The organism is Streptomyces sp. NPDC047014 (genome assembly GCF_040644195.1).
GTDB lineage: Bacteria > Actinomycetota > Actinomycetes > Streptomycetales > Streptomycetaceae > Streptomyces.
Genome location: NZ_JBEYVX010000001.1, coordinates 80,243 through 106,843 on the forward strand (window position 1 = coordinate 80,243; position 26,601 = coordinate 106,843).

Sequence of the window (26,601 nt, forward strand, 5' to 3'; positions counted from 1 at the left end):
GTACGCAGCGCCGGGCCCCCGGGTCCCGATCAGGCCCGGTGGCTGTTCGTGCGGCGGCGGGCCGCCCTTGTGCGGTGGCGGAGGGTGAGGGTGAGGGCGGCTGCGAGGAGGGCGCTGCCGAGGGCGAGGGCGATCGTGGTGCGGTCGGGGGTGGGGGAGTCGGCCGACTGGAGGGCGTTGTTGTCGGTGTCCGTGTCCGCGGCGTCCAGGGGGATGACGTCGGAGGAGCCGGGGGAAGGGGCCCGCGTCGCCGGGCCGGTGGCGGAGAGGGCCGGGGTGGCCGAGGGGGAGGGAGATGTGGTCGGGGGTGTCGTGGGCTGGGGGGAGGGGGGTGCGGGCTGGGCGGCGGACGCCCCGGAGAGGGGGGTGATGGTGATGTCGTCGTAGTAGTTCACCACCGCCGAGCCGCCGCCTGCCTTGTGGCCTTTCCACGCCTGCCAGTTGGGGCGGTACAGGCCGATTTTGTGGTACGGGGCGGTGTCCTGGTGGTAGCTGTTCGGGCCGCGGTGCGAGCCGACCTGGCGGCCGTCGAGGCCGGCCGTGATGGAGCCGGTGGTGGTGGCCGTGGACCAGGTGATGTCGAAGGACCACTGGTTCCAGCGCCCGAGGCGGGCCGGCCCGAGGTCGTATTTCACCTCGTCCACCTGCCCGGAGCCCGTCTTCCAGTGCACGAGCATCATCCACCGGTCGCTCCGGACGGCCAGGACGACCGCGGGGATGGTGCCCGTGCCGCCGTGCCACTGGGAGACGATCGTCTGGTTCTCGTAGGAGATCCATTCGGCGGGCAGGTAGTTGGCGAAGGTGTAGCGGTAACTGCCGTACGGCAGGCGGTTGGTGGCGATCTCCGTGCGGTACGAGTTGCCGTCGTCGGGCATCGCGAACCGCACGGCCTTGCCGCCCCGGGCGCCGGGTGCCGGGGCGACGGTCACGGTGCCCGTGCCGTCGATGCCCTTGCGGGGGAACGCGGAGGTGGTGCCGGACTCGAAGCCGTCCCGGAAGGGGACGGGGTTGAGGCGGTCGGCCGCCGCTTCGAACGGCGTGAGGGACACCACGAGAACGGCCGCCGATACCGTGCCGACGCGACGTCGGCGGCTGTGCGTCTGGAGCATGGACTGTCCTTGAGAAGGGAGGGGCTGCGATGTCGTGCGCATGCCGCACAATCGCTCGAAACCAAACAGGTTCGCACGTGATGGCACATCACATCCCAGCCGGTATCCCGCGTCAAGGCCAGAGGGGCCGGTGAGATCCGCTCGTGATGTTCGGGGGCGCGGCGTTGGGCTCAGGGACGCAGGACGCGCTGGTCCGCACCTCCGCCGCGCGGGACCCGGACGGCACCCTGCCCACCCGCTACGACCGCACCTCCGCCCAACTCCCCGTCCTCGGCGGCGACCAAGGAGGACATGGCCGTCCCGGCCTACTTCCTCGTCGACGACACCGCTCTCCGGATCCATCCCTGAGACCCGGGTTCCCGCTCCCGCCCCCGCCTGCGGCGGCGCCGTTCCAGCGGCACCCACAGCAGGAGCGCCAGAGCCCCCGCCGGCAGCCACGGCACGTGGAGGAATCCGTCGGATCCCGTGCCGTGGACGGCGCCCGCGCTCGCCGTGACGGTGATCCGGCCCCAGCCCGCGAGCGGAGCGCCCGCCCAGGTCCCGGTCAGCCGTACCCGCTGGCCGGGCAGCAGTTCGGCCGGTACCCCGGACGGCCGCCGCCCGTCCGGGCCTCCCAGGATCAGCCCCTCGGTACGCAGGGACACGCGCGGGGAGAGCGTCACGTTCCCCGTGTTGCGCAGGGTGTACGACACGGTCGACGCACCCCGGCCCGGCCACGGCAGCCACGGGTGCCGTGCCGTGAACCGTACGTCCTCCACCGCGAGCGCGGGCCGCTCCGGCCCCTCCACGCGGAGGTACACACGGGCTCCGACGGCGCGCCGGATGCCGACGTGCGAGCCGTCGGCGGGCCGCACCCGGGTGTCCACCGCGACGAGGGCACCCACGTGGTCCCCCGGCTGGGCGTCGGCGGGGACGTCGAGAGTGAGGCCGACCGTCACCGAGGAGCGCGCGGGCACGGTGACGGTGTCCCGCTCGGGCCGGCCCCACGCGCCGATGCCGCGCTGGGCCTCCTCGATCCCGCGCACGGCCAGTCCGCCGTCGCGTTCGGTGTTGTGGGCGTCGGCGACGTACAGGCGGAACGTCAGCTCCCCGTCGGTGGTGTTGGTCACGATGGCGCGGTCCGTGAGGCTCGCTCCCGGCCGGGCCGGCAGCTCGAAGGCAGCCCGCGGAGTGAGCGGGGAGTCGGCGGGCCTGACGGACCATTCGCCGTTGTCCGCCGCGTGGGCCGGTGCGGGGGAGAGAGCGGTCAGGAGGAGGAGAAGGAGTACTGCGTACGCGGTGCGCATGGGCCGTCAGCTTTCGGGGCGGCGCGTGCCGGACGCCGGGCCCCCGGCACGCGCGCGCGGTCAGAGGAGGTCAGAGGAGGGTCAGGGTGAGCGTGCCGGTGTAGCTGCCGACGGGCGTGTACCGGGGGATGTCGAGGGACACGGCGGCATCGGCCGTGAACTCCCCGCCCGTGAGCTCGCCGCCGGCGGGGGCGGAGGCCAGCGTGGCACCGTCCTTGCCGACCGTTCCGGGGGATCCCGCCGCGCAGGTGCTGGGGCTGTCGCTACGGGTGGTGCAGGCGGGCGTCCACCGCAGCCGGTCGGCGCCGATCTTCCCGCGCGGTCCGGCGAAGTCGGTGACCTTGCCGGTGAGCGACCAGCCGGCCGTGCCGCCGCGGAAGTCCTTGACGGTGACGGCGCCCAGCTGTCCGGCCGCGGCGCCGCCGGTACCGAAGTCGACGGAGGGGAGCGGGACCGGATCCGCCGTGGTGGCCATGGTCAGGACCCCGGCGCCGACCGATGCGGTGAGCCGCCGCTCCGCCGTACCAGGCGCCGACGGGTCGGCAGGGTCGGTGGGACCGCTCGGATCCCCCGGCTCGGTGGCGGAAGAGGTCACCTTCCACGCCTGGCCCGGCGACCCGTCACAGGCGGACTGGACGAGCCCGGCGCCGGACGCGGTGGATCCGTCCCGCACGGCCAGGCACTTGCTGCTGTGCTGGGCGACGATGCGCACGAACCCTTCGGGACCGTCGGGGAGGGTTTCGAAGCGCCAGCGCTGGTTGTCCCCCCAGCCGCAGTCGTATTGCTTCACCGCACCGCCGTCGGCGGTCGAGCGGTCCGCGACATCGAGGCATTTGCCGCTGTGCTGCGCGAGGACCCTGACATAGCCGTTGCTGCTGTCCGTGAACCGCCACCGGCTGCTGAGGGCCGGGGCGCAGGTCTCCTGGGTCACCGGCACCTGGTTGTCGGAGGAGCTGCCGGGCACGGTGGCACAGGCGCCGCTGCCCTTGTTGGTCATCGTGTGCAGCGGATCGCCCCCGGCGCCGGCCATGCGGCCCGTCGCGGTGTCCACGGAGACCTGCGGGTACCAGGGAAGGATCATGGTCGTGGGGGTCGGGAACTCCAGGGGAAGCCAGACGTACCTGGAGTCGTTGACGTGCCTCGGGTCCGACCAGACCCCCGCCCAGCGGTCTCCCATGTAGAGGTAGGAGGTGGTCTCGCTGCCTTCCACGGGCAGGACGAAGGCCGTCTGCGAGTGGTGGCCGTTGTGGTTGCCGACGTCCTTCATCGGTGACCACGGTCCGGTCGGGCTGGGGGCGGTGGCGTACTTCTGCTGGTTGGGGTCCCAGTAGCTGGTGCCCGAGGTGAGCATGAAGTAGACGTCGCCGCGCTTGAACAGGGCCGGCGACTCCCGGTGCTGGCCGGGCCAGGGGTTCGCCACCAGGTCCTTGACCTGGGTGTAGTCCTCGGAGAGCTCGTAGATGTGCAGGTCGGCGTTGTGGTTGGCCGCCGAGACCATGTACGCCTTGCCCGCGGCCCTGTCCTCGTACACGGTGATGTCACGGGACATGTGCTCGGCGCCGGAGGCGTCCCGGGGGCGGAAGGAGCTCTTCCAGGTGTAGGGGCCGTCCACGGTGGAGGAGACCGCCACGGCGGCGCGCGCCTCGGCGTAGGAGTCGTCCGCCTCCTTGTGCAGCCACATGACGAACTGCTTCGTCTTCTCGTTGTAGAGCACCTTGGGCCGCTCGATCACGGCGGAGCGGATCTCGGGATCGGTCTCCTGGGTCAGGACATGGCCGCGGGGCTCCCAGTTCTTGAGGTCCTTGGAGCGGTAGGCGGAGACGTAGCGGAATGTGTTGTCGTCGCCGCGGTCCTCCCCGAACCAGTAGTAGTAGTCGTCGACTTTGAGTACGCCCCCACCGTGCGCCTGCACCCGCTGCCCCGTGGTGTCGGGGAACTGGGTGCCGGTCTCGGTGGTGACGGGCGCCGCCAGCGCCGTCGGCGCTCCCCCGAGGACCGGGAGGAGCAGGCTCAGGCCGACGAGGACGGCTCGCATTCTTCGCATGCGGATCCTTGAAGTCACCGCGCGCAGATGGGCCCTGTGTGCATGCGGGTCCCGCCCCGCATGCACACAGGAACCAACATTTTTGCGCGTGAACCAACAATTTAGAGCAGAGGTTGGTGCACGGCCGTGGCGAATGTCAACAGCTGGTAAACCATGGGGACTTACGGGCTTCCGGTCAGAGGGTGGTCGCGAGCGGGACGGAGACCTGCTTGAGCCATGTCCCGGCCGCGAAATCGCGGGCCCTGATGACCACGCGGTCGCGGTACACCTCCACCTGGAGCCCCTGGTTGAAGGTGCCCGGCACCGGGCTCTCGCCCCCGTGGCCGTTGTCGGTGAAACCCGTCTGCACGGCCCCGGTGTTGACCGCCGAGAAGCCGTCCAGGTTCGCCGTGCCGGGTACGACCCGGCGCACATACCAGTCGGACAGTGCCAGGTTCCAGTGCGTGTGCCCGCTGAACAGGAACACGTCGCGGTGGCGCCCCAGCAGGCCGAGCAGGGCGTCCGCCTGGAGGTAGTCGTTCAGGTAGAGCGTGTTCCGCGAGCCGGAGACGGTGTCGGGCAGGGGGTGGTGGGTGATCACCATGACCGGCCTGCGGCACCTCGCCCAGTGGCGCAGACGCTCGTCCAGCCAGCGCAACTGTGCCTCGCTCAGCCACACTTCGTCCCACAGCCGGGCGTCGTGGTAGTGCATGTACCGCTCGGTGCCGAGGGAGAGCACGGGGATGCCGTCGAAGGTCGTCTCCGCGTAGACCGTGCCGCGCCCCGCGAACCGGTGGAAGCTCCGGAACAGCGAGTCCTCCGTGGTGCCGTTGGGCCAGGTGGACAGCGAAAGCGTCTGCGGATCCGCGTACTTGGGCACGTAGAACTCGTGGTTCCCGATGGCCCACGCGATCTCGCGCGGCCGCGGGCCCCGGTCCAGGACCTCCCGCACCGCCGCGTACTCGAAATCGTAGCCGCGCGGGGTGATGTCGCCGGCCACCGCGAGCCCCGCGCCGTGCGGCGCGGTGGCCCGGATGTCGCGCAGGGCGACCGCGAAGTCCCCCAGGTCGCCCTGGATGTCGCTGATGACGTTGAACGTACTGACGGGCCGGGCGGGTGCGGGCCCGAGCGGCTGCGCCCGAGCCGGTGACCGGCTCGCGGCGCCGAGGGCGGCGGCGCCCGCCGCCGCGGTGAGCAGAGACCTGCGATGCATGGGGTGGGGTCCTTCCGCCGGAGACGGGCCGCCCGGTCGGGCGGCCCGGGGAGGGGCCCGTCATGATTACGCAATCAATGCGGCCCGCGGATGAATGCCGGGCAACACCCTCCCCCTGCCCGTGTGAGGCCCTTACGAGGGCGCGGCGAGCCTCCAGGACTGGTTGCGGCCCGTGTTGGGGCGGTGGACCCCGACCCCGGCGCCGTCCGTGGTGGAGGCGCCGGTGACGTCGAGGAGCATGCCGGTCTCGGCGTGGACCAGGGTGTGGTGCCCGTCCCCGGAGGTCGACAGCATCCACTGCCGCGCCGCCGTGGGCCCCGGCGGGAGCAGGGCGAGCCGGCCGTCGGCCACGCCGAGCACCTGGCCGCTGCCGGCGTTCGTCACCCGGTAGGAGGCCGTGCTGCTCCAGTCCCCGGGCGTGGACCTGGTGAGAGTCCACTGCTGGGCGGGATCGGCCGCGTGGGCCGGGCGCTGGACGAGCGGGTCCCCGTACCCGGTAGTGGCGGTCGCGGTCAGGGCCAGACCGCTGTGGTCGCTGACGAGGAGCCGGGGCACCGGCGCGGGCGCCACCTTCCCGGCGTCGACACCGGACGCGCCCGGGATCACCAGCGTCGTGACCGAGCGGGGAGCCAGGGTGACGGTCACCTGCCGCCCGGACACCGGTACGTCCGCCCCGCGCTGGAGATTGCGGGTCGCGTCCGTGGTGTAGCGCCGCACGGGCGCGGGGGAGAGGGACCGGAAGGCGGAGAGGTCCAGCTCGACCGTGCGGTACGCCCCGGTGGAGTTGGTGTGCACCACTACCGCCCCCTGTCCGCCCGGCCGCAGGGCGGCCAGGGTGTCGCCGTCGTCGGTGGTGATGACGCGGGAGCCCGGCCGGACGAATCGGCTGTACTGGGCCATCGTCCAGTACTTCTTGTTCCGGCGCAGCGGCTCCGTCGCGGCGTCGGCCGGGGTGAAGTCGGCCTGGATCAGACCCCAGTTGGAGTTCTCATGGGCCGGGGTCATGTTCTCGTAGTCCTCCACGGCCTGCCACATCACCCAGGCGCGCGGTTCGAGCTGGGTGAGGTCGTCGGTGATGCGGTCGGCGAGGTCGAGGGCCGGGCGCATGTCGGTGAAGCTCTGCGGGACGGAGCCGCCGAGGTCCACCTCCGACATCCACAGCGGTGTACGCGTCCCCTTGGCGATGTCCCGGACGCCGGTCCGGCCGCCGGTCCCGTAGGTGTGCGTACTGAGCCGGCCGAGGGCGGCGCGGGTCGCGCCGTCGTAGCTGTCCCAGTGGGCGCGGAACAGGTGCGGGTCCGTCTCGTCCATCGCGGCGATCCGGGTGTCCAGGCCCTCGCGGTCCAGCTCCGCGCGCAGCGCTTTGATCATCGCGGCCTGGGAGGAGGGAGACCAGTGCGAGCCCTCCTGGCCGCCGCCCGCGCGCCAGTAGCCCGTACCGGGCTCGTTGACGGGGGAGAGGGAGCCGAAGGTGATCCCCGTGCTGTGCTGCACGCGCCGCAGGGCGCCGACGAGGTAGGCGGCGAAACGCTCGTACTGGCCGGGCCGGAGATTGTCCTGCCAGGGGTCGGCCGCGCCGGAGACGAGTCCGCTGCGGGTCATGAAGTAGGGCGGGGAGTTCGAGAACGCCTCGAAGGTGTCGGCGCCCCGCGCCCTGGCGGCGCGCAGCCACCAGCGCTGATGGGCATCGGCGTAGGGGTCCCAGTGGGCGGGGTCGGTCGGGTCCCACCAGTCCGGGGCCTCGGGGCCGGGCCGCTTCCAGTGGCCCGGTACGGCGGCCCCGGCCCGCATGTAGGGCGCGGTCTCCGGGCTGTCACCGCCGCCGATGTTGTAGCGGGCGACGGTGAAGCCGAGGCCGTCGGAGCCGTACAGGGCGTCGGCGAGGCGGTCGCGCTGCGCCTCGGGCCAGCCGCCGGTCACCTGGGCGAACCAGGCGAGGGCGGTGCCCCACCCCTCGAACGGTGCCTGCTGGTAGCCGGGGTCGAGGCGGATGGCGACCGCCGCCTCGGCCGAGCGTGCCGAGCGTGCCGGGGGTAAGGAGGCCGCGCCGACGAGGAGTACGGCGAGGGCCGCGAGGAGGCCCCTGAGCGCGGTACGTCCGCGCCGGCGGGCGGCGGGGCCGGGCGGGCTGCTGGTCCGGAACACGGGGTTCTCCTGACGGGGAGAGGGCGGATGCGGGTGGGCCTCCGAGGGCGGGGCCGGGCCTGGCTCATGTTTGCGCTAACAAGCGGAGGGTGGGGTGAGTGTCGAAGCGGCGCCCGAGGGTGTCAAGGGATACGGCAGGGCCTCCTGCGAGCGGTCCCCCCGGAGCGGCGCGCCACGGCAGCGCTACCATCCGTACGGAACGCACCACGCAGTCGCCTCGGAAGATGTCGGGAGGCCCGGTTCACATGCCGCGCGAAGCCGGAGCAAGAACACCGCGCTCCCGTCCGCTGCGCCAGTCGCCCTCGATGGCCGACGTCGCCGCGATGGCGGGGGTCTCCTCGCAGACGGTCTCCCGCGTCGCCAACAACCGCGAGAACGTGGACGCGTCCACCCGCGAGCGGGTCCTCGCCGCGATGGAGATGCTCGGCTACCGGCCCAATTCGGCCGCGCGGGCACTCGTCACCGGACGCTTCGGCACCCTCGGCGTCATCAGCTTCGACATCAGCGCCTACGGCAACGCCCGGACCTTCGCCGCCATCTCCGACGCCGCCCGCGAGGCCGATCTGCTGGTGAACTTCATGGGCGCCCGGGCCCAGACCGGGGCCGCCGTGCGCCAGGCGTTCCAGCACCTCATGGTGCAGTCGGTGGACGGCATCATCCTCATCGAGTCGCAGATCCTGGACACCCCCGAGCTGCGCCTGCCCTCCGGCGTCCCCGTGGTCTTCGCGGACGGGGACACCGGCCACCGGTACGCGAATGTCGACATCGACCAGGCCGAGGGCACCCGCGAGGCCGTGACGCACCTGCTGGGTCTCGGCCACCGCACGGTCTGGCACCTCGCGGGCCCCCGCGACTCCTACGCGGCCCGCCGCCGGGCCGAGGCATGGCACCGCACCCTCCGCGACGCGGGCGCCGCCGCCCCGCCGCTGCTCTACGGGGACTGGTCCGCGGCCTCCGGCTACCGCGCGGGCCGGGAACTGGCCGGGCGGCCCGAGGTCACCGCGGTCTTCGCGGCCAACGACCAGATGGCGCTCGGCGTCATGCGGGCGCTGAGCGAGGCGGGGCGGCGCGTGCCGCAGGACGTGAGCGTCACCGGATTCGACGACATCCCCGAGGCGGCCTACTTCCCCGCCCCCCTCACCACGGTGCGCCAGGACTTCGACGCCGTGGGCCGCCACTGCGTGACGCTGCTCCTGGAGGAGATCGGCGGCGGGGCGGGCGGCCCGCGTCAGGCGTCGGTGGCGCCCGTCCTCGTGGTGCGCGAGAGCACCGCGCCGCCCCCGGCCGGCTGAGACCGCCTCATACGGTCCGGGTCTTCGCCGCGCGGGCGGCCCGGCGCCCCTCGGCCACGGTGCCGAAGGTCTCGCGGTCGTCGAGGAAGCCTTCGAGGGCGAAGGTGGCGGCTCCGAGGGCGACCGCGTTGCCCCGTACGGTGCTCCGCTGGAAGGCGGCCGCCTGGAGCGTGGCCGGGAGCGCGTGCTCCGCGACGACCTCGCGGGTCTGCCGGAGCAGCGGCTCGCCGAGCCGGTCGGCCACCCAGCCGCCCAGCACCAGGGCCTGCGGGTTGAACAGGTTGAGGAGATCGGCCGCGGCCTCGCCCAGGTAGGCCGCCGTCCGGGCCACGGTCTCGGCGGCCGTGGCGTCGCCCGCTTCGGCCGCCTCCGCGACCCGGGTGACGACGGTGTCCTCGTCGGCCTCCAGGAGCGGGCTCGCGGGATCCAGCGCGCGCAGGGTGGCGGCCACGCCGCGCGAGCTGACGTACGCCTCCACGCACCCGCGCCGCCCGCACCGGCACTCCCGGCCGCCGCGTACCAGGCAGGTGTGCCCCCACTCCCCGGCGCTGTTGCCGGCGCCCCGGTAGAGCGCCCCGTCGATCGCGATGCCCACCCCGACACCGGCCCGCAGGGTGAGGACGACGAGGTCGTCGACGTCCCGTCCCGCGCCGAACCACATCTCGGCGACGGTGCCGGCCTTGAGCGTGTTGTCCAGGTACAGCGGCATCGCGAGGCGTGCGGCGAGCAGTGAGCGCAGCGGTACGTCGCGCCACGACCAGTAGGGCGAGAAGACGGACACCCCGCCCTCGCGCTCGACGAGACCGGGCACGCTGACACCCGCCCCGAGGACGCGCGGCGGCGCTCCCTCCGCGCCCAGCAAGCCCTCCACCCCGGCCGCGATGGTGTCGACCACGTGCTCCGGCCGCACGTCGGCCGCCGGGAGCGGCAGTCGTACGCTGCTCAGCTCGGTCAGCGCCAGGTCGAACAGCACGACCTGCACGGAGGTCTCCGCCACGTCGATCCCGACCAGCGCCCCGCGTCCGGGATCGACCGCGAGGCGGGCCCTCGGGCGTCCGCCCCGGGAGTCCTCCCGGCCGGCCTCGCGCAGCACTCCCGCCTCCAGCAGCTCCGCCACCAGGTTGGCGGCGGTCGCGAAGGACAGCCCGGTCGCCGCGGCGATCTCCTGCCGGCTGACCGGGCCGGGGGCGGCGAAGACGCGGCGCAGGGCGTCGAACCGGTTGCGCCTGCGGATGTCCTGGGCGGTGCGTCGCGCCACGGCGTACGTCCCCTTCCCCTGCTCGTACGGGCCGTCCTGTGCGGGCCGAGCTTATTCCATGCGTTGGAGGATGGGTATTTACAGGGGTTAGAAGAACTCTTAGAGTTTCGCTCGCCAACAGAGGCCCGCCAACAGAGGCCCGCCAACAGAGGCCCGCCCAGAAAGGAGCGACCCCATGCACCTGACCGCACTGCCCTGCGCGCCCCGGCCGGGCCGCCTGACCGAAGGCCCCGTCTGGCACGCCGCCGACGGGGACCTGCTGTGGGTGGACATCAGCGCGGGCCTCGTCCACCGGGGCGAGCTGGTGGCCCGCGACGACGACAGCGGTCTGCCGGACCTGCGCCTCACGGCCACCGTCGCGCTCGACCGGCCCGTGGGAGCCGTCGCGCCCTGCGCCTCCGGCGGGCTGCTCGCCGCAGCCGGGACCGCCTTCGTACGGATCGACGACACCGGAGTGGTCACGCAGTACGCGGCCCCCGCCCTGCCCGACGACGGGATCCCCCGGCGGATGAACGACGCCAAGTGCGACCCGCGCGGCCGGCTGCTGGCCGGGACCATGGCCCACGACGCGACTCCGGGCGCGGGCGCCCTGTACCGGCTCGACCCCGACGGCGCGGTGACGACACTGCTGAGCCCCGTCACCATCTCCAACGGCCTCGGATGGAGCCCCGACGGACGGCTGCTGTACTACGCGGACAGCCCGACCCGCCGCGTCGACGTCTTCGACCACGACCCCGCGACCGGGGCCCTCTCCCGCCGCCGCGCCTTCGCCGACACCGGGCCCGCCGGCGTGCCGGACGGCCTCGCCGTCGACACCGGGGGCCGCGTCTGGGTCGCCGTCTGGGGCGCCGGGCAGGTCCGCGCCTACACCCCCGACGGCACGCTCCACACCGTCGTGACGGTCCCCGCCTCCCAGGTGTCCAACTGCGCCTTCGCCGGACCGGAGCTCGACCTCCTGGTCATCACCACCGCGGCCGACGGGCTGACGGCCCGGCAGCTCGCGGCCGAACCGGACGCCGGGCGGCTGTTCGTCTGCCGGCCGGGGGTCCGGGGCCTGCCGGTCCCGCCGTTCGCGGACGGCCCGGCGCCGGCCTCCCCGTACCCCACCAGCCCGCATCGAGCCCGAGGTTCCGTATGACGACCGACCTGGCACGCGCCCTCGCCGTCGCCCCCGTGATAGCCATCCTGCGCTCCGGATCACCCCGGCACTTCGCCGCCACCGCCGACACCCTCCACGCCTCGGGCGTCCGGGCCATGGAGTTCACCCTCACCACCCCGGGAGTCCTGCACGCGCTGCGCGAGTACGCCGGGACGAAACCGGCCGGGACCGCCCTCGGCGCGGGCACCGTCCTGACCCCTTCCGACGCGATGCGGGCCGTGGAGGCGGGCGCGACCTACCTGATCACCCCGGCCACCTGCCTGGACGTCATCCGGGAGGCCCGCCGCCTCGGCGTCCCGGTGATCCCCGGAGCCTTCACCCCGAGCGAGATCGTGGCCGCCTGGCACGAAGGGGCGACCATGGTCAAGCTCTTCCCCGCCGCCACCGGCGGCCCGGAGTACCTGCGGGCCGTCCGCGCGCCCCTGCCGCACGTCCCCCTCGTACCCACCGGAGGCATCGGCCTCCACCGGGCCCCCGCCTGGTTCGCCGCCGGCGCGAGCGCCCTCGGCATGGGCGGCCCGCTCATCGGGGACGCCTGCGAGGGCGGCGACCTGGACGCCCTCCGGGAACGCTGCGCCACCCTGCTGGACGGCATCCGCCGATGAGCGCGCTCGTCACCCTCGGGGAGACCATGGCCGTACTGGCCGCCGACCGGCCCGGACGGCTCGACTCCGGCACCTTCCTCCGCATGGGTTTCGCCGGCGCGGAGGCCACCGTCGCCATCGGCGTCAGCCGCCTCGGCCATACGGCGTCCTGGACCGGACGGGTCGGCGCCGACAGCGCGGGAACGGCGATCCTCGCCGGACTGCGCGGCGAGTCCGTCGACGTCAGCCGCGCCCGCGTCGACGACACCGCCCCGACCGGGCTCATGCTGCGCGAACGCCGCACACCGGACCACACCCACGTCACCTACTACCGCCACGGACTGGCCGGCGCACGCCTCGTACCGGAGGACATCGACGCCCAACTCGTGGCCGCCGCAAGCGTCCTGCACATCACCGGGATCACCCCGGCCCTCGGCGCCGGACCGCGCGCGGCCGTCCGGCACGCCGTGGACCTCGCGCGCGCCGCCGGCATCACCGTCAGCCTCGACCTCAACCACCGCGCCCGGCTGTGGAGCCGGCAGGAGGCCGCCGCCGAACTGACCGACCTCGTCGCCCGCGCGGACATCGTCTTCGCCGGCGCCGACGAGGCCACCCTGATCGTCCCCGAGGACGAACCCGCCGCCATGGCCCGCGCCCTGCTCGCCCGGGGGCCGCGCGAGGCCGTCCTGAAACTCGGGGCGCGCGGAGCCGTCGCCGCCACGCACGACACCGAAGCCGTACAGGGCATCGTGCCCGTCACCCCGGTGAACCCGATCGGCGCCGGCGACGCCTTCGTCGCCGGATACCTCGCCGGACACCTCGACGGGGCGCACCTCCCCGGGCGGCTGCTGCTCGCCGCGACCTGCGGGGCCTTCGCCGTGGCCTCGCCCGGCGACTGGGAGGGACTGCCCCGGCGCGCCGAACTCGGCCTCCTCCAGGGCGAGGACGTCCTGCGCTGACCGGGGCGCCGGGGCGCCCACCCCGCCGCCCCCTCCCGTACCCCCACGCCACCACACGAAAGACCAGCCATGAACCGATTCACAGGGCGGACGGCCGTCGTCACCGGCGCCTCCTCCGGCATCGGCGCGGCGAGCGCCGTACGCCTGGCCGCCGAAGGCGCCGCCGTCGTCCTCGCCGACATCGACCCCCAGGGCGGCACCGCCCTCGCCCGCAGGATCCGCGAGGACGGCGGGCGCGCCGAGTTCGTGCCCTGCGACGTCGGCTCCGAACAGGACTGGTGGAGCCTCAAGGTCCGGGCCCATCTGCTCTTCGGGCCGGTGTCCCTCGTGCACAGCAACGCCTTCACCCACACGCACGCCCCCGCCCACGAACTGCCCGGCGGGGACTGGGACCGCGACCTCGCCGTCAACCTCAAGGCGCCCTATCTGGCGGTCCGCACCTTCCTCGACGACCTGCGCGAGACCCGCGGCTCCTTCGTCGCCACCTCCAGCGTGCACGCGCTGCGCGGACTGCCCGGCTATCCGGCCTACGCCGCCGCCAAGGGCGGCCTGTGCGCGCTCGTCCGCCAGCTCGCCGTCGAGTACGGGCCGGACGTGCGCTTCAACTCCGTGCTGCCCGGCCCCATCCTCACCGAGAACTGGCAGGACGTGGACGAGGAGGGCCGTCGGCTCTCCGCCCGCGCCACCGCCCTCGGCAGGCTGGGCCGCCCCGAGGAGGTGGCGGCCGCCGTCGCCTTCCTGGCCTCCGACGACGCCTCGTACATCACCGGCACGAACCTGACCGTGGACGGCGGCTGGACCGTGAAGAAGGAGTCCAAGTGAAGATCACCTCCCTGCGGACCTATCTGGTCGCCCCCCGCTGGTGCTTCCTGCGCGTCGACACCGACGAGGGGATCACGGGCTGGGGCGAACCGGTCGTCGAGGGCCGCGCGCACACCGTTGCCGCCGCCGTCGGGGAACTGTCCGACTACCTCGTCGGGCAGGACCCGCTGCGCATCGAGGACCACTGGCAGGTCCTCACCAAGGGCGGCTTCTACCGGGGCGGCCCCGTCCTGTCGAGCGCGGTCGCGGGCATCGACCAGGCCCTGTGGGACATCGCCGGCAAGGCGCTGGGCGTGCCGGTGTGGCAGCTGCTCGGCGGCAGGGTCCGGGACCGGGCGCGCGTGTACAGCTGGATCGGCGGCGACCGCCCCTCCGATGTCGCCCGGCAGGCTGCGGCGCGCAAGGCGGAGGGCTTCACCGCCATCAAGATGAACGCCTCGCCGCAACTGGAACTCATCGACACCCCCCGGGCGGTCCGGGAGATCGTCGAACGGGTGGAGAGCGTCCGCGCGGAGGTCGGGGACGCCTTCGACATCGCCGTGGACTTCCACGGCCGCCTCACCCTGCCCATGGCGCGCCGGGTCCTGCCCCTGCTGGAGCCCTCGCTGCCGTACTTCGTCGAGGAACCGGTGGTGCCGGAGATGAGCGCGCACATCGGTGAGGTGGTGCGCTCCACCAGCATCCCCATCGCCACCGGCGAACGGCTCTACTCCCGCTGGGACTTCAAACCGGTGCTCCAACAGGGCATCGCCGTGGCCCAGCCCGACCTGTCGCACGCGGGCGGGATCTCCGAGGTACGGCGGATCGCGGCGATGGCGGAGGCCCACGACGTCTCCCTGGCACCGCACTGCCCGCTCGGCCCGATCGCCCTGGCCGCCTGCCTCCAGGTCGGCTTCGCCACGCCCAACCTGCTGATCCAGGAACAGAGTCTGGGCATCCACTACAACGCCGGATCGGACCTGCTGGACTACCTCACCGACCGCTCCGTCTTCCGCTACGAGGACGGCCACGTCGGGCTGCTCACGGCGCCCGGGCTGGGCATCGAGGTGGACGAGAAGGCCGTCGAACGCGCCGCCGAGGCGGGCCACCGCTGGCGCAACCCGGTATGGCGGCGGACGGACGGCTCCCTCGCCGAATGGTGAGGGGCGGCGGCCGGGGCACGCGCCGTCAGGACGTCAGCGACTGGAGCACCTTGCGCGTGGCCGGCCCGTAGACCCCGGGCAGATCACCGCGCACACCGTGCCCCGCCTGGAAGCGCGCGACCGCCTCCTGCACATGCCGGTCGTACCGGCCCCGCTGGGGCAGGCTCCACGCCCCGAGCTGGGCGAGACGCCGCTGCAACTCCGCGACCTCCGGCCCGCTGTCGTGCCGGCGCAGCGTCGGCGCGGCGGGCGTGGCCGAGGGGGTGCCGGGGGAGGTGCCGGGGGAGGGAGCCGCGCCAGGACGTTCCTGCGCCGGAGCGCTCGGCGGCCCGGAGGTGACCGCCGGGACCCCGGGCGCGGCCGGGGCAGGGGCCGACGGTACGGGGGAGCGCCGGCCCGTCGGACCGGTACGGGTGGCCGAAGGCGCGCTCGGCCGCGCCTCGGTGGGGCCGCCGGTACCGGGCGGGCTCTGCGCCGGGGGCTCGGCGGCCGGTTCCTCCGCGTCGGTGACGTCGAGCCGGCTCGCCGGGGGCGGGGAGGCCGTGTTCCGGGTGTCCTGGTCACGGGAGAGCGCGTACGCGCCCGCGAGGGTGGCGGAGCCGATCAGGGTGGCCAGGGCGGCGGTGAGGCGGAGCGGGCGGTGCCGCCTGCGGGGCTTGCGCGCCCGGTGGCCGCCCGCCGGGGACAGTACGACGGTGGCGGGGAACGCGTGGGCCTCGGGCGCGGGGCCGTGGGGCCCGGGCTGGGACATGTACCGGGCCATCGGCGGGGCGGGGGTGCCGGGTTCGGGGCTTGCCGCCGGTGCGGGCAGGACGACGTAGGGGCGGATCCATTCCTGGTCGAACTGCGAGGGGGCGCAGGCACAGCGCGCGGGATTTCCGCATCGTGCGCAGAAAGGGGTGCTCACCGAACTCCAGTCGAGTGTTCCGGGAAATGCGGAAAAGGGCCTTCGCTGCTGTGAGGCCCGCGACTTGGGAATGGTCCGGAACAGCCGACGGCAGGCTGATGCCCTGAGGGAATGAGGAAAGCAGGGAATGAACGGTGAACCTACTGTGCAACAAGCCTGAGAGCCAGCCCAGTTGGGTTCTGTTTGATAACGATCGGCAAGCCGGGGGGTGGTGGGGCGCGGAAGAAGACCGCCTGCCGTGCGGATCCGGGCGTACCGGTGGGTCGGTGCCGCTCGGTGGGGCGGGGGCGGTGTGTTGACTTCCTTGCGTGCGTGTCTGATTCTGTTCGTCGCGCAGGTGCCTCGTCAGGGGCTTCCTCGGCATGCCGCCGGACTTTCCTTTCCCTGGGAGGAGTTGGCGGAATTCCTCTCGGAAAACTGTCGGCGGGGGTGTCATGTCCTGAACAATGGGGCGACTTCCACTCCGTACTCAGGATGTCTCACGTGTCGACGAATGAATTGCCCGCTGAGAGTCGCATGACCGACCAGGACCTGTGCGCCGCCCTCCGCGCCGGGGCCCCGGCCGCCCCCGCGGCCGAGGCCGAACTGCTGCGCCGCCACGGCCCGCGGGTCATGGCCTTCGCCCGGACGGCCGGGGGCGACCCCGCGCTCGCCCCGCAGGCCGCGGACCACGCGACGCAGCGGTTCCTCCGTCTGCGGGCCACCGGGGCCGACGACGCGGAACGGCCGCCTCGCCTGTCACTGCTGATGCTGCTGCCCTCCGCCCCCGAGACCGAGCCCGACTCCGCGGCCGGTTCCGGAGCCGACCAGGCGTCCGATCCGGCCCTCCGGCCCGTCGTGCGGCAGGGGTTCACCTCCCTGCCCTTCCGTACGCAGGCCCTCCTCTGGCACGCCGTGGTCGAGCGGGAGCCGGACGACCGCGTCGCCGCGATCACCGGGGACCGGCCCGAGGCCGTACCCGACCTGACCCGGCGGGCGCTCTCCGCCTGCCGGGACGCCTTCCTGCGGGCGCACCTGCGGGCGCCGTCCGCACCGCACTGCCCCCGCTACGCGCGCATGCTCGACGCGGCGGCCGCGCGGGCCGACGTACGCGGCAACCCCGGTCTGGCCCAGCACCTCGGCGGCTGCCCCGGCTGCGCGTCCGCCCTGCGCGGCCTGGTCGCCCTCGGCGAGGCCCCCGGCCCCCTGCTGGCCGGGGCGCTGCTGGGCGAGCCGGGGCGCCGGTACGCCGAGGAGAGGGTCCGTACCGGGGCGGACGGCGAGGACACCCTGCCGCTGCCGGTCGTACCGCCGCTCGCCCCGCCGCCGCAGGCGGCAGGCACGGGCCGGCGGCGGACCGCCTTCGTCCGGCGGCCGGCGGGGCGCGTGGTCCTCGGCGCGGCGGTGATCGTGGCCGCGGGGACGACGGTCGCGTTCGCCCTCCGGCCGGAGGGCGACCCCCGGCCGCCGCGCGCGGTGCAGGCCGACGCACCGGTCCTGCGCGTGGAGGTGGGGGAGGGCGCGGGCTCGCCCTCACCCACCAGGAGCGGCGCGCGGCCCTCCGTATCGGGCTCGGCCCGGCCCTCACCGAGCGCTTCGCCGACCGCCACGGGCCCCTCGCCCAGCCAGGACCCCACATCCGGCCCCACGGCGGAGGCCACGGCCACCCCCGAGGCCGTCCGCCCCTTCCGGGCGGCCACCTTCGTCCCGGCCGTCAACTCCGCCTCCGGGCTGTGCCTGGACGTCCGCGGAGGAGCCTTCGCCAGCGGGACCGATGTCGTCACCGCGCGCTGCCGCCCCGGCGACGCGGTCCAGCAGTGGCGCCTCGACAAGAAGGGGCTGCTCCGCAACGCCGCGGACCCGCGCTTCTGCCTGGATTCGCGGGGCGCGGCCCACCGGGGCGTGGGCATCTGGACCTGCTCGTCCCACGGCAGGAGCGACGGGGACAATCTCGTGTTCTCCATGGACGCGACAGGGCGCATCAAGCCGCGCATGGCCCCGGGGTACGCCGTGACCGCGTCCGGCGGCGTACCGGGGGCCGCGCTCACCTTCGGCCGCACCGGTCCGGCGGCCGAGCAGCAGTGGACCGAGCCCGCTGGAGCGACAACCACCACCCGATAGTCAACAGATTCCAACATGCCCGGCCCGGGGCGGAGCGGCAGCCTCCCGCGCCCCGGGCCTGCGGCGCGGGCAGGTTCAGGCCAGGCCAATCGCAGACGTAGCAAGGGCTTTGGGGGATCCGGCGTGCTGCGAGAGGTCACGGGGGCGCATCAATCCGAAACCCACGCTTCACGCTGTTGACTTGTGAAGGAAATGGCGCTTTTCTCTGTTGCATCAAGTTTGAACGCGGCCGACTGTGGCGGATTTCCCTGGTGAAGGGGGCGCCTCGACAGGGCTGGCCGGCCGAGGTCCTGGGTCCGGCACCCCTCCCTCGACAGCAGTCCTCCGGCCCGCGGCCCGGGCGGCGCCCACGAGGACGGCCGGCCCCGCACCCCGCATCGCACGTGCCCCATCGGTCGCCGCTCGCGACCCGTCCAAGCAAAGGGATCGACATGCTCATTCACCACCAGCACCGCCGTCCGGTGGCCGTCGGGGCCCTGGCCCTCGCCACGACGCTCGTCCTCAGCTCCTGCTCCAGCGGCCAGGAGACGACCGGCGGGGCCGCGGATGTGGGGAAGGTCGACGGGAAGATCTCCCTGACCTATCTGCAGAAGCAGGGCGACCAGGAGTACTTCATCGGGGAGGCGGCCGGTGCCAGGGCGAAGGCGGCCGAGCTCGGCGTCGACCTCAAGGTGGTGAACCTGGGCAACGACGCGAACAAGACCGTCAGCGAGGCGCAGGCGGCCATCTCGCAGAAGAGCAACGGACTGATCGTGGTCGTCCCGGACCCGGCCGTGGGCCCCCAGGTCGTGCAGCTGGCGAAGAGCGGCAAGGTGGCGCTGCTGACCTCCGACGACCAGATCTGCGGCACCGGCCCCGACCCCGCCGCCTGCGGCGCCGACGACCTGGTGCCCCGCATCGGGTTCAGTGGCCGGCAGATGGGTGGCGAGGTGGGCAAGCGGGCCGCCGAGGAGTTCAAGAAGGCGGGCTGGAACCCGGCCGAGACGCGGACCATTTCGGCCTGGAAGCAGGACGTCACCGTCTGCACCGACCGCGTGGACGCCGCGAAGAAGGCGTTCACGGAGGGCGCGGGCGCCCCCGTACAGAACATCGACGTGCCGACCGACAACTCCCCGACGGGCGCGCAGGACAAGATCGCGGCGACGGTCACCGCCAACGCCTCCGTGAAGCACTGGGTCGTCTGGGGCTGCAACGACGAGAACGTGCAGGGCGGTGTCACCGCCCTGGAGAACGCCGGATTCAGCGCCGACAACGTGATCGGCGTGGGCCTCGGCGCCTACCTCGCCTGCAAGAACTGGAGCTCCGGCAAGCCCTCCGGCATGAAGGCCGCGCTCTTCATCAACGGCAAGGACGTCGGCGCCCTGGCGGTCCAGACCATGTTCGACAAGCTCAAGGACGGCAAGGACTTCCCGAAGGAGGCGTTCGCCCCGACGAAGATGGTCGACGCCGCCAACTGGAAGGACGCGGGCGTCACCTGCGGCTGAGCCCGCGCCCGCGGCACGGGCGGGTATGACGGCCCCCGCGGCGGCCGTACCCGCCCCTGCCGGCCATCGCCGGGCGGCGCCGCCGCCGGCCCGAAGCCCCACGTACCCCCCCTCCAGCTTGCGAGGCCCCATGACCACGGCAGGTACAGAGCCGCCCCCTTCCGCGCAGGATCCCGGCGCGGAGGTCTCCGTAGAGAACATCACCAAGCGCTTCGGTGCCGTACAGGCGCTCAGCGGAGTCACGCTGAGCTTCCCGAGGGGCCGCGTCACCGCCCTGATGGGCGAGAACGGCGCCGGCAAGTCCACCCTCCTCAAGATCCTCACCGGTGACCACCAGCCCACCGAGGGAAGCATCCTCTGGGACGGGCGCCCACGGCCCCTGGCCTCCCCGCACGAGGCCCACAAGGCCGGGATCCGGATCATCCCGCAGGAACCCGAGATCATCCCGCACGTCTCCGTCGCGGAGAACGTCTACGCGGGAGCGCTGCCGCGCCGTACGGGCCGCCGGCTCGACCGGACCGAGCTGCGCCGGCGGATCACCGCGGACCTGGCCCGGCTCGGCTTCGAGAAGGTCATCCACCCCGATCAGCTGGGATCCGAACTCACCCCGGCACAGCGCCAGCTGGTGGAGATCCTGCGCGCGCTCACCGGCGAGGCCAGGGTCATCGCCTTCGACGAGCCCACCTCCTCCCTCTCCGAGAACGAGGTGGAGGCCCTCTTCGGCCTCATCGACCGGCTGCGGGACCAGGGCATCGCCGTCATCTACGTCTCCCACCGCATGAAGGAGATCTTCCGCCTGGCCGACCGCATCGCCGTCCTGCGCGACGGCACGGTCGCCGGGGTGCTGGAGGCCGCCGAGACCGACGAGGGCGAGGTGGTCCGCCTCATGGTCGGCCGCGACCTCTCCTCCCTCTTCGTACGGCAGGACGTCACCCGCGAGGAGGTCGTCCTGCGGCTGGAAGGTGTCACCACCGACGACGTCGAGGGCATCGACCTCCACGTCCGCGCCGGCGAAGTGGTCGCCCTCGCCGGGCTGATGGGCGCCGGACGGTCCGAGCTGGCCCTCGCCCTCGCCGGTGACCGGCCCCTCCGCTCGGGGACCGTGTCCGTGAACGGCACGCCCCTGCGCCTGCGCGGCCCCCGGGACGCGATCCGCGCGAGCATCGGTCTGGCCCCGGAGGAGCGCAAGGCACAGGCGCTGTTCCTGCACCGCTCCGTCCGGGACAACACCTCCCTGGTCAGCCTCGACCGGCTGCGCCGCTGGCGCTTCGTCCGCAGCCGCCAGGAGAAGGCGGTGGCGCAGGACTTCTCCGACCGGCTCCGGGTGCGCACCCCGTCGATCGAGCACGAGGTGCGCAAACTGTCCGGCGGCAACCAGCAGAAGGTGGTGCTCGCCCGCTGGCTGCTGCGCAAGCCCAAGGTCCTGATCCTGGACGAGCCCACGCGCGGGATCGACATCGGCGCCAAGGCCGAGATCTACCGGATCATCGCCGACCTCGCCCGGGACGGGGTCGCCCTGCTGGTGATCTCCTCCGAACTCCCCGAGGTACTGGGGCTCGCCGACCGGATCGTCGTGATGCAGAACGGCCGCATCACCGGCGAACTCGACCGCTCGGAAGCCACCGAGGAGGCCGTCCTCCACCTCGCCATGGCCGACGACCTCGCGCCCGTCGTATCCGACCGACCGCTCACCGACTCCGCCGATGGAGACGTCCGATGACCACCACCCAGACCCCGGCCCCCGCCGAGACCGCCCTCCCCGCCCCGGCGCGGAAGAGCGCGGGAGCCCTGCTCTCCTCGCTCGGCGGGCAGAACCTCAGCCTGATCGGCGCCCTCGTCCTCGTCCTCGCCCTGTTCGGGTTCCTCAACGACAACTACCTCAGCCTCGCCAACATCCAGGTCATCGGGGAGGCGGTGACCATCACCGGCCTGCTCGCCATCGTCCAGACGGTGGTGATCATCTGCGGCGGGCTCGACATCTCCGTCGGCTCCCAGGCGGGCCTGGCCTCCGTGGTCAGCGCCATGGTCTTCACCTCCGGCGGCTCCAACCCCTACCTGGGCATGGCCGCCGCGATCGGCATCGGGATCCTGGTCGGCGTGGTCAACGGCGTCGCCATCGTCTACGGGCGGGTCAATCCCACGATCGCCACGCTCGCCGGGCTGGCCGCCTACAAGGGGGTGGCCCAGCTGGTCTCCGACGGCCGCGCGCAGGGCTACGTACTCAACGATCCGCTGTTCGTGTTCCTCGGGCGGGGGAAGATCGCCGGGATACCGGTGATGATCTGGATCCTGGTGGTCGTGGCCCTGGCGGTGCACGTGATGCTGAAATACACCGACATCGGCCGGAACATCTACGCGATCGGCGGCAACGACACCGCGGCACGGCTGGCCGGTATCAACATCAACAAGTACCTCGTCGCCGTGTACGCGCTGATCGGTGTCGTCGCGGCCATCGCCGGAATCCTGCTGACCGCGCGCACCGGTTCGGGGCAGCCCGTCTCCGGGAGCGAGGGCCTGGAGCTCAAGGCCATCACGGCGGCGGCGCTCGGCGGCTGCGCCCTCAAGGGCGGCAAGGGCGGCATCGGCGGCACGCTGCTGGCGGTGGCACTGCTCGGGGCACTGGAGAACGGCCTGACGGTGGAGGGCATCAACACCTTCTGGCAGAACGTCGCCCAGGGCGCCCTGCTCGTCGCGGCGGTCGTCATCCAGCAACGCCGCAGCGGGGAACGAGCCGTCGGACTGCCGCACTGACAGGGGGGACGAATACCTCAAGCGGGTGCCTTTCCTCCTCCCCGCCCCCGCTTATTTGACTCGGTGTACAATTGATCTCCGTCTGGATTCGCTAGAGATCAATGGGTGGGACTGTGACGGAGTCGGCACCGCTGGCGGCCCAGCGGCGAGAGGTGATCCTCGAAACCGTGCGCCGCAAGGGGGCGGTCCGCGTGGCGGCTCTCGTGGAACAGCTCGGCGTCTCCGACATGACCATCCGCCGCGATCTCGACGTACTCGCCCGAGCCGGCTCGGTGGAGAAGGTGCACGGCGGGGCGGTGAGCACGTCCGGGACCACCTGCGACGAGCCCGGCTTCGAGACCAAGTTCGCCCTCAAGTCGGCTGCCAAGGCGGCGGTCGCGGAGGCCGCCGCCCAACTGGTGCAGCCCGGCAGCGTCGTGGCGATCTCCGGCGGCACGACGACCTACGCCGTCGCCCACCGGCTGCGCGAGATCGCCGGCCTGACCGTGGTGACCAACTCCCTGCCCGTCGCGGACCTGCTGCGCTCCTCCGGTACGGAGGGCACCTCCGCGGGCCCGACGGTGCTGGTCACGGGCGGGGCGCCCACCAAGTCCGCCTCCCTGGTCGGGCCGCTGGCCGATCAGGCCATCCGCTCCCTCCAGGTGGACCTGCTCATCGTCGGCGCGCACGGGGTCTCGGAGCGCGCCGGGGTGACCACGCCGAACCTGGCGGAGGCGGAGACCAACCGCACCCTGATCGCCGCCGCCACGCGGCTGGCCGTCGTGGCCGACCACAGCAAGTGGGGGGTCGTGGGGCTGAGCCGGTTCGCCGGACTGTCCGAGATCGACTACTTCGTGTCCGACGACGGCCTCTCCGAGGACGCGCGCGGCGTCCTCGGAGAGCACGTCGGCCGGCTGATCCTGGCGGACACCCAGGGGGCCTGAGCCTCTGCGGTTCCGGCTCCGGCTCCGGCCCCGGGGCCGCACGTCTCCACCTCCTCGAACGGCCTGTGTGCGTCGGCCTCTTGATGCGTTCACCGGCGCTCTCCGGTGCGCAGGTTCCCCAGTGGCGTGAGCTGTCCGCCCCTGCCCCAGCATGGGCGTTGACTTTCGTTGCTTTCTGTTTATTCTTGTCGGCGTGTGGTCTGTACCGCCGCTGTTCCGTACTCCGAGAGACGGGCCCGTTTCCGTGAAGAGAACCACGACGAAGCTCGCGGACGGCCGCGAGCTGACCTACTACGACCTCGACGAGAGCGCCGCACGCGACTCCGTCGACCGCCGCGCCCTCGATCCCGTCGACAGCCGCCCCGAACTGCGCCTCGATCTGACGACGGGCGACTGGGTCACCATCGCCTCCCACCGGCAGGGACGCGTCCACCATCCGCCGACCGACGCCTGCCCGCTCTGCCCCTCGGCGGACGGGCACCACAGCGAGATACCGGCGGCGGACTACGAAGTGGTCGTGTTCGAGAACCGCTTCCCCTCCCTGACAGGACGCTTCGGGCGCTGCGAAGTCGTCTGCTTCACACCCGAACACGCGGCGAGCTTCGCCGATCTGACGGAGGAGCGCGCCCGGCTCGTCCTCGACGCCTGGACGGACCGCACCGCACGCCTGTCGTCCCTGCCGGGCGTGGAGCAGGTGTACTGCTTCGAGAACCGCGGTGTGGAGATCGGCGTCACCCTCGCGCACCCGCACGGGCAGCTCTACGCCTTCCCCTTCGTCCCGCCCCGGACCGCCAAGATGATCGCCGTCGCCGGCACCCACCGGTCCGTCACCGGCGGGAACCTCTTCGAGGACCTGCTGGCCGAGGCGCGGGCCGCCGCCTCCCGCGTGGTGCTGGCGGGGGAGCACTGGACGGCCTTCGTCCCGTACGCCGCCCGCTGGCCGTACGAGGTGCACGTGTACCCCCATCGCCGCGTGCCCGACCTCACCCACCTCACCGAGGCCGAACGCGCCGAGTTCCCCGGGCTCTACCTGGACCTGCTCCGCCGCTTCGACCGGCTGTTCCGTCCGGAAGGACCGGCGGAGCAGCCGACTCCGACCCCCTACATCTCCGCATGGCACCAGGCACCGCGCAGCGGCGGTGAGGAACTGGCCCTGCACCTCGAGCTGTTCACGGTCCGGCGTTCGGCGGACAGGCTCAAGTACCTGGCCGGAGTGGAATCCGGCATGGACTCCTTCGTCAACGACATCGCCCCCGAGGACGCGGCCCACCGGCTCCGCGAGGTAGCGGCATGAGCCGCTACCTCGTCACCGGTGGCGCCGGCTACATCGGCAGCGTGGTCGCGGCCCGGCTCCTCACCGAGGGCCACGACGTCACCGTGCTCGACGACCTGTCCACCGGCGCGCTGGAGGCCGTACCGGAGAGGGCCGACTTCGTCGTCGGCGGGGTGGCGCAGGCGGCCGCCGTCCTGGACGGCGGATACGCCGGGGTGCTGCACCTCGCGGCCTCCTCCCAGGTGGCGGAATCCGTGCGCGACCCCGAGAAGTACTGGCGCAACAACGTCGTGGGCTCGCTGGCGCTGCTCACCGCCATGCGCCGGCACGGGGTGGGAACCCTGGTGTTCTCCTCCACCGCCGCCGTGTACGGGGAGCCCGAGCGGACACCGATCCAGGAGGACGCCCGGACCGCACCGGCCAGTCCCTACGGCGCGAGCAAACTCGCCGTCGACCACATGCTCACCGGTGCGGCCGCCGCCCACGGGCTGGCCGCCGTGTCCCTGCGGTACTTCAATGTCGCGGGCGCCCACGCGGGCCGGGGCGAGCGCCACCACTCCGAGTCGCACCTCGTCCCGCTCGTCCTCCAAGTGGCCCTCGGGCAGCGTGCGCACGTCGACGTCCACGGCGACGACTACCCGACGCGCGACGGCACCTGCGTACGCGACTACCTCCATGTGGCCGACCTGGCCGACGCCCACCTCCTGGCTTTGGCGGCGGCCCGGCCCGGTGAGCACCTGATCTGCAACCTCGGCAACGGCGAGGGCTTCACCGTCCGCGAGGTCATCGAGGCCGTGCGACGGGTCACGGGACACCCCGTCCCCGAGGCCGTGCGCCCGCGCCGCCCCGGTGACCCGGCCGTCCTGATCGCGTCCGCGGACCGCGCGCGCGAGCGCCTGGGCTGGCGGCCGCACCGCACCGGCCTGGACCGCATCGTCGCCGATGCCTGGGAGTTCGTACGCGAGGTGACCCCGTGAGGGAAGCCTTCCGGCGCGTCCACGGCACCGACCCCGAGGGGATCTGGGCGGCGCCCGGCCGGGTCAACCTGATCGGCGAGCACACCGACTACAACGACGGCTGCGCCCTGCCGATCGCCCTTCCCCAGCACACCCTGGTCGCGGCCCGGCGGCGGCAGGACGGGCGGCTGCGCCTGCACAGCGCCCAGGGCGACGGCCCCGTCCTCGACCTGCACGTCGAGCGCCTCACCGCGGGGGCGGTCACCACCTGGGGCGCCTACCCCGCCGGGGTGGTCTGGGCGCTGCGCGAGGCCGGACACCCGGTCGGCGGCGCCGACCTGCACATCGACAGTACGGTGCCCGCCGGCGCCGGGCTGTCCTCCTCTGCGGCGCTGGAGTGCGCGGTGGCCTTCGCCTACAACGACCTGTACGAGCTGCGCCTGGACGCACCCGCCCTGGCGCTGATCGCCCAGCGGGCGGAGAACGGTTTCGCCGGAGTGCCCTGCGGGGCCATGGACCAACTGGCCTCCGCCTGCTGCACCGAGGGCGCGGCCCTCCACCTGGACCTCCGCGCGGGCACCCATGAGCAGGTCCCGTTCGCGCCGGAGGCCCAGGGGATGAGCCTGCTGGCCGTGGACACCCGCGTGAAGCACGACCTGGGGGACGGCGCCTACGCGCGACTGCGGGCCGGCTGCGAGCGAGCCGCCCGCCTGCTCGGCGTGGCGGCGCTGCGCGACCTCGGCCCCGAGGACCTGCCCCGCGCGGCGGAGCTCCTGCCGTCCGCGCTGCTGCCCCTGGTCCGGCACGTGGTGACGGAGAACGCGCGGGTGGCCCGGGCCGTCGCCCATCTCCGGGCCGGGCGGGTGGCGGTGCTGGGCCCGATCCTCACCGACGGCCACATCTCGCTGCGGGACGACTTCCGGATCTCCTGCGCGGAGAGCGACCTCGTGGTGGACACCGCGCTGGCGCACGGGGCGCACGGGGCCCGGATGACCGGAGGCGGCTTCGGCGGCTCGGTCATCGTCCTGGCGGAGGAGGACCGGGTGGACTGGATCGGCGAGGCCGTCACCACGGCCTTCCGGAAGGCCGGCCACCAGGACCCGCACCTGCTCCCCGTCTCCCCGGCGGCGGGCGCCCGGCGGGTGGGGTGAGCACCGGACGACCGGATGAGGCGGCGGGCCGCGACGTAGACTGTTGGATTATGGGGGATTGCCG

At 73.3% G+C, this 26,601-nt stretch carries 20 protein-coding genes and 2 pseudogenes; 14 read left to right on the forward strand and 8 right to left on the reverse strand.

The genetic code is table 11. The annotated features are described in order from the left end of the window. Positions 1-29 precede the first annotated feature (29 nt). The 6 genes and pseudogenes from ABZ873_RS00350 to ABZ873_RS00375 form a co-directional block, all read right to left on the reverse strand. On the reverse strand, positions 30-1,109 hold the full coding sequence (locus ABZ873_RS00350; protein WP_360863334.1) for a polysaccharide lyase: 1,080 nt from the start codon (positions 1,107-1,109) through the stop codon (positions 30-32). A gap of 305 nt (positions 1,110-1,414) precedes the next feature. Then, positions 1,415-2,395, reverse strand: a complete 981-nt coding sequence (locus tag ABZ873_RS00355; protein WP_360863335.1) for a DUF916 domain-containing protein — start codon at positions 2,393-2,395, stop codon at positions 1,415-1,417. Positions 2,396-2,465: 70 nt separating this feature from the next. Beyond that, positions 2,466-2,915, reverse strand: a pseudogene (locus ABZ873_RS00360) (beta-xylosidase); the annotation flags it as partial. Positions 2,916-2,987: 72 nt separating this feature from the next. Continuing rightward, positions 2,988-4,439 (reverse strand): annotated as a pseudogene (locus tag ABZ873_RS00365) (RICIN domain-containing protein); the annotation flags it as partial. 175 nt (positions 4,440-4,614) lie between these two features. After that, complete coding sequence (locus ABZ873_RS00370) at positions 4,615-5,631, reverse strand: DUF4073 domain-containing protein (RefSeq protein ID WP_360863337.1); 1,017 nt, start codon at positions 5,629-5,631, stop codon at positions 4,615-4,617. Between the two features lie 132 nt (positions 5,632-5,763). Beyond that, complete coding sequence (locus tag ABZ873_RS00375; RefSeq protein ID WP_360863339.1) at positions 5,764-7,776, reverse strand: glycoside hydrolase; 2,013 nt, start codon at positions 7,774-7,776, stop codon at positions 5,764-5,766. Positions 7,777-8,081: 305 nt separating this feature from the next. On the opposite strand from ABZ873_RS00375, the gene ABZ873_RS00380 reads away from it, so the two are divergent. After that, entirely contained in the window at positions 8,082-9,068 is a 987-nt protein-coding gene (locus ABZ873_RS00380; protein ID WP_360863341.1) for a LacI family DNA-binding transcriptional regulator, read from the forward strand. Between the two features lie 7 nt (positions 9,069-9,075). On the opposite strand, the gene ABZ873_RS00385 is transcribed toward ABZ873_RS00380, so the two are convergent. Continuing rightward, positions 9,076-10,326, reverse strand: a complete 1,251-nt coding sequence (locus ABZ873_RS00385) for an ROK family protein (protein ID WP_360863343.1) — start codon at positions 10,324-10,326, stop codon at positions 9,076-9,078. A gap of 175 nt (positions 10,327-10,501) precedes the next feature. On the opposite strand from ABZ873_RS00385, the gene ABZ873_RS00390 reads away from it, so the two are divergent. The 5 genes from ABZ873_RS00390 (at position 10,502) to dgoD (ending at position 14,992) form a co-directional block, all read left to right on the forward strand. After that, positions 10,502-11,464 carry an SMP-30/gluconolactonase/LRE family protein gene (locus ABZ873_RS00390; protein WP_360863345.1) on the forward strand — a complete coding sequence of 321 codons (963 nt, stop codon included), beginning with the start codon at positions 10,502-10,504 and terminating at the stop codon, positions 11,462-11,464. Next, entirely contained in the window at positions 11,461-12,090 is a 630-nt protein-coding gene (locus ABZ873_RS00395; protein ID WP_360863347.1) for a bifunctional 4-hydroxy-2-oxoglutarate aldolase/2-dehydro-3-deoxy-phosphogluconate aldolase, read from the forward strand. The genes ABZ873_RS00390 and ABZ873_RS00395 overlap by 4 nt, the downstream gene beginning before the upstream one ends. Further along, complete coding sequence (locus ABZ873_RS00400) at positions 12,087-13,028, forward strand: sugar kinase (protein ID WP_360863349.1); 942 nt, start codon at positions 12,087-12,089, stop codon at positions 13,026-13,028. Before ABZ873_RS00395 ends, ABZ873_RS00400 begins: the two co-directional genes overlap by 4 nt. A 69-nt stretch (positions 13,029-13,097) precedes the next feature. Continuing rightward, positions 13,098-13,850 (forward strand): SDR family NAD(P)-dependent oxidoreductase, encoded by a 753-nt coding sequence (locus tag ABZ873_RS00405; RefSeq protein ID WP_360863351.1) that lies wholly within the window; start codon positions 13,098-13,100, stop codon positions 13,848-13,850. After that, on the forward strand, positions 13,847-14,992 hold the full coding sequence (gene dgoD, locus ABZ873_RS00410; protein ID WP_360863353.1) for a galactonate dehydratase: 1,146 nt from the start codon (positions 13,847-13,849) through the stop codon (positions 14,990-14,992). The genes ABZ873_RS00405 and dgoD overlap by 4 nt, the downstream gene beginning before the upstream one ends. Positions 14,993-15,017: 25 nt before the next feature. On the opposite strand, the gene ABZ873_RS00415 is transcribed toward dgoD, so the two are convergent. Continuing rightward, positions 15,018-15,899: a peptidoglycan-binding protein gene (locus tag ABZ873_RS00415; RefSeq protein ID WP_360863355.1), complete on the reverse strand. Its 882-nt coding sequence runs from the start codon at positions 15,897-15,899 to the stop codon at positions 15,018-15,020. 516 nt (positions 15,900-16,415) lie between these two features. On the opposite strand from ABZ873_RS00415, the gene ABZ873_RS00420 reads away from it, so the two are divergent. The 8 genes from ABZ873_RS00420 (at position 16,416) to galK (ending at position 26,537) form a co-directional block, all read left to right on the forward strand. After that, positions 16,416-17,999 carry an RICIN domain-containing protein gene (locus ABZ873_RS00420; RefSeq protein WP_360863357.1) on the forward strand — a complete coding sequence of 528 codons (1,584 nt, stop codon included), beginning with the start codon at positions 16,416-16,418 and terminating at the stop codon, positions 17,997-17,999. Between the two features lie 431 nt (positions 18,000-18,430). Further along, a complete protein-coding gene (locus ABZ873_RS00425) occupies positions 18,431-19,483 on the forward strand; it encodes a substrate-binding domain-containing protein (RefSeq protein ID WP_360863359.1) in 1,053 nt (350 codons plus the stop codon). 130 nt (positions 19,484-19,613) lie between these two features. Then, positions 19,614-21,203, forward strand: coding sequence for a sugar ABC transporter ATP-binding protein (locus ABZ873_RS00430; protein ID WP_360863361.1), 1,590 nt, complete (start codon positions 19,614-19,616; stop codon positions 21,201-21,203). After that, entirely contained in the window at positions 21,200-22,234 is a 1,035-nt protein-coding gene (locus ABZ873_RS00435) for an ABC transporter permease (protein ID WP_360863363.1), read from the forward strand. The genes ABZ873_RS00430 and ABZ873_RS00435 overlap by 4 nt, the downstream gene beginning before the upstream one ends. A 113-nt stretch (positions 22,235-22,347) precedes the next feature. Next, positions 22,348-23,157: a DeoR/GlpR family DNA-binding transcription regulator gene (locus ABZ873_RS00440; RefSeq protein WP_360863365.1), complete on the forward strand. Its 810-nt coding sequence runs from the start codon at positions 22,348-22,350 to the stop codon at positions 23,155-23,157. 244 nt (positions 23,158-23,401) lie between these two features. Then, positions 23,402-24,451 carry a galactose-1-phosphate uridylyltransferase gene (gene galT / locus ABZ873_RS00445; RefSeq protein ID WP_360863367.1) on the forward strand — a complete coding sequence of 350 codons (1,050 nt, stop codon included), beginning with the start codon at positions 23,402-23,404 and terminating at the stop codon, positions 24,449-24,451. Continuing rightward, positions 24,448-25,407 carry a UDP-glucose 4-epimerase GalE gene (gene galE, locus ABZ873_RS00450; RefSeq protein WP_360863369.1) on the forward strand — a complete coding sequence of 320 codons (960 nt, stop codon included), beginning with the start codon at positions 24,448-24,450 and terminating at the stop codon, positions 25,405-25,407. The genes galT and galE overlap by 4 nt, the downstream gene beginning before the upstream one ends. Beyond that, the gene (gene galK / locus ABZ873_RS00455) at positions 25,404-26,537 is read left to right on the forward strand and encodes a galactokinase (protein ID WP_360863370.1); all 1,134 of its coding nucleotides are present in this window, start codon (positions 25,404-25,406) and stop codon (positions 26,535-26,537) included. The genes galE and galK overlap by 4 nt, the downstream gene beginning before the upstream one ends. The last annotated feature ends 64 nt before the right edge of the window (positions 26,538-26,601 follow it).

What these genes read in the sequence shown, in the direction of transcription:
- ABZ873_RS00430 (WP_360863361.1), top strand. Translation starts at nt 19,614, where the DNA reads ATGACCACGGCAGGTACAGAGCCGCCCCCTTCCGCGCAGGATCCCGGC.
- ABZ873_RS00380 (WP_360863341.1), top strand. Translation starts at nt 8,082, where the DNA reads ATGGCCGACGTCGCCGCGATGGCGGGGGTCTCCTCGCAGACGGTCTCC.
- ABZ873_RS00395 (WP_360863347.1), top strand. Translation starts at nt 11,461, where the DNA reads ATGACGACCGACCTGGCACGCGCCCTCGCCGTCGCCCCCGTGATAGCC.
- ABZ873_RS00435 (WP_360863363.1), top strand. Translation starts at nt 21,200, where the DNA reads ATGACCACCACCCAGACCCCGGCCCCCGCCGAGACCGCCCTCCCCGCC.
- ABZ873_RS00355 (WP_360863335.1), bottom strand. Translation starts at nt 2,395, where the DNA reads ATGCGCACCGCGTACGCAGTACTCCTTCTCCTCCTCCTGACCGCTCTC.
- ABZ873_RS00425 (WP_360863359.1), top strand. Translation starts at nt 18,431, where the DNA reads ATGCTCATTCACCACCAGCACCGCCGTCCGGTGGCCGTCGGGGCCCTG.
- ABZ873_RS00370 (WP_360863337.1), bottom strand. Translation starts at nt 5,631, where the DNA reads ATGCATCGCAGGTCTCTGCTCACCGCGGCGGCGGGCGCCGCCGCCCTC.
- galE (WP_360863369.1), top strand. Translation starts at nt 24,448, where the DNA reads ATGAGCCGCTACCTCGTCACCGGTGGCGCCGGCTACATCGGCAGCGTG.
- ABZ873_RS00390 (WP_360863345.1), top strand. Translation starts at nt 10,502, where the DNA reads ATGCACCTGACCGCACTGCCCTGCGCGCCCCGGCCGGGCCGCCTGACC.
- ABZ873_RS00420 (WP_360863357.1), top strand. Translation starts at nt 16,416, where the DNA reads ATGACCGACCAGGACCTGTGCGCCGCCCTCCGCGCCGGGGCCCCGGCC.
- ABZ873_RS00405 (WP_360863351.1), top strand. Translation starts at nt 13,098, where the DNA reads ATGAACCGATTCACAGGGCGGACGGCCGTCGTCACCGGCGCCTCCTCC.
- ABZ873_RS00400 (WP_360863349.1), top strand. Translation starts at nt 12,087, where the DNA reads ATGAGCGCGCTCGTCACCCTCGGGGAGACCATGGCCGTACTGGCCGCC.
- ABZ873_RS00350 (WP_360863334.1), bottom strand. Translation starts at nt 1,109, where the DNA reads ATGCTCCAGACGCACAGCCGCCGACGTCGCGTCGGCACGGTATCGGCG.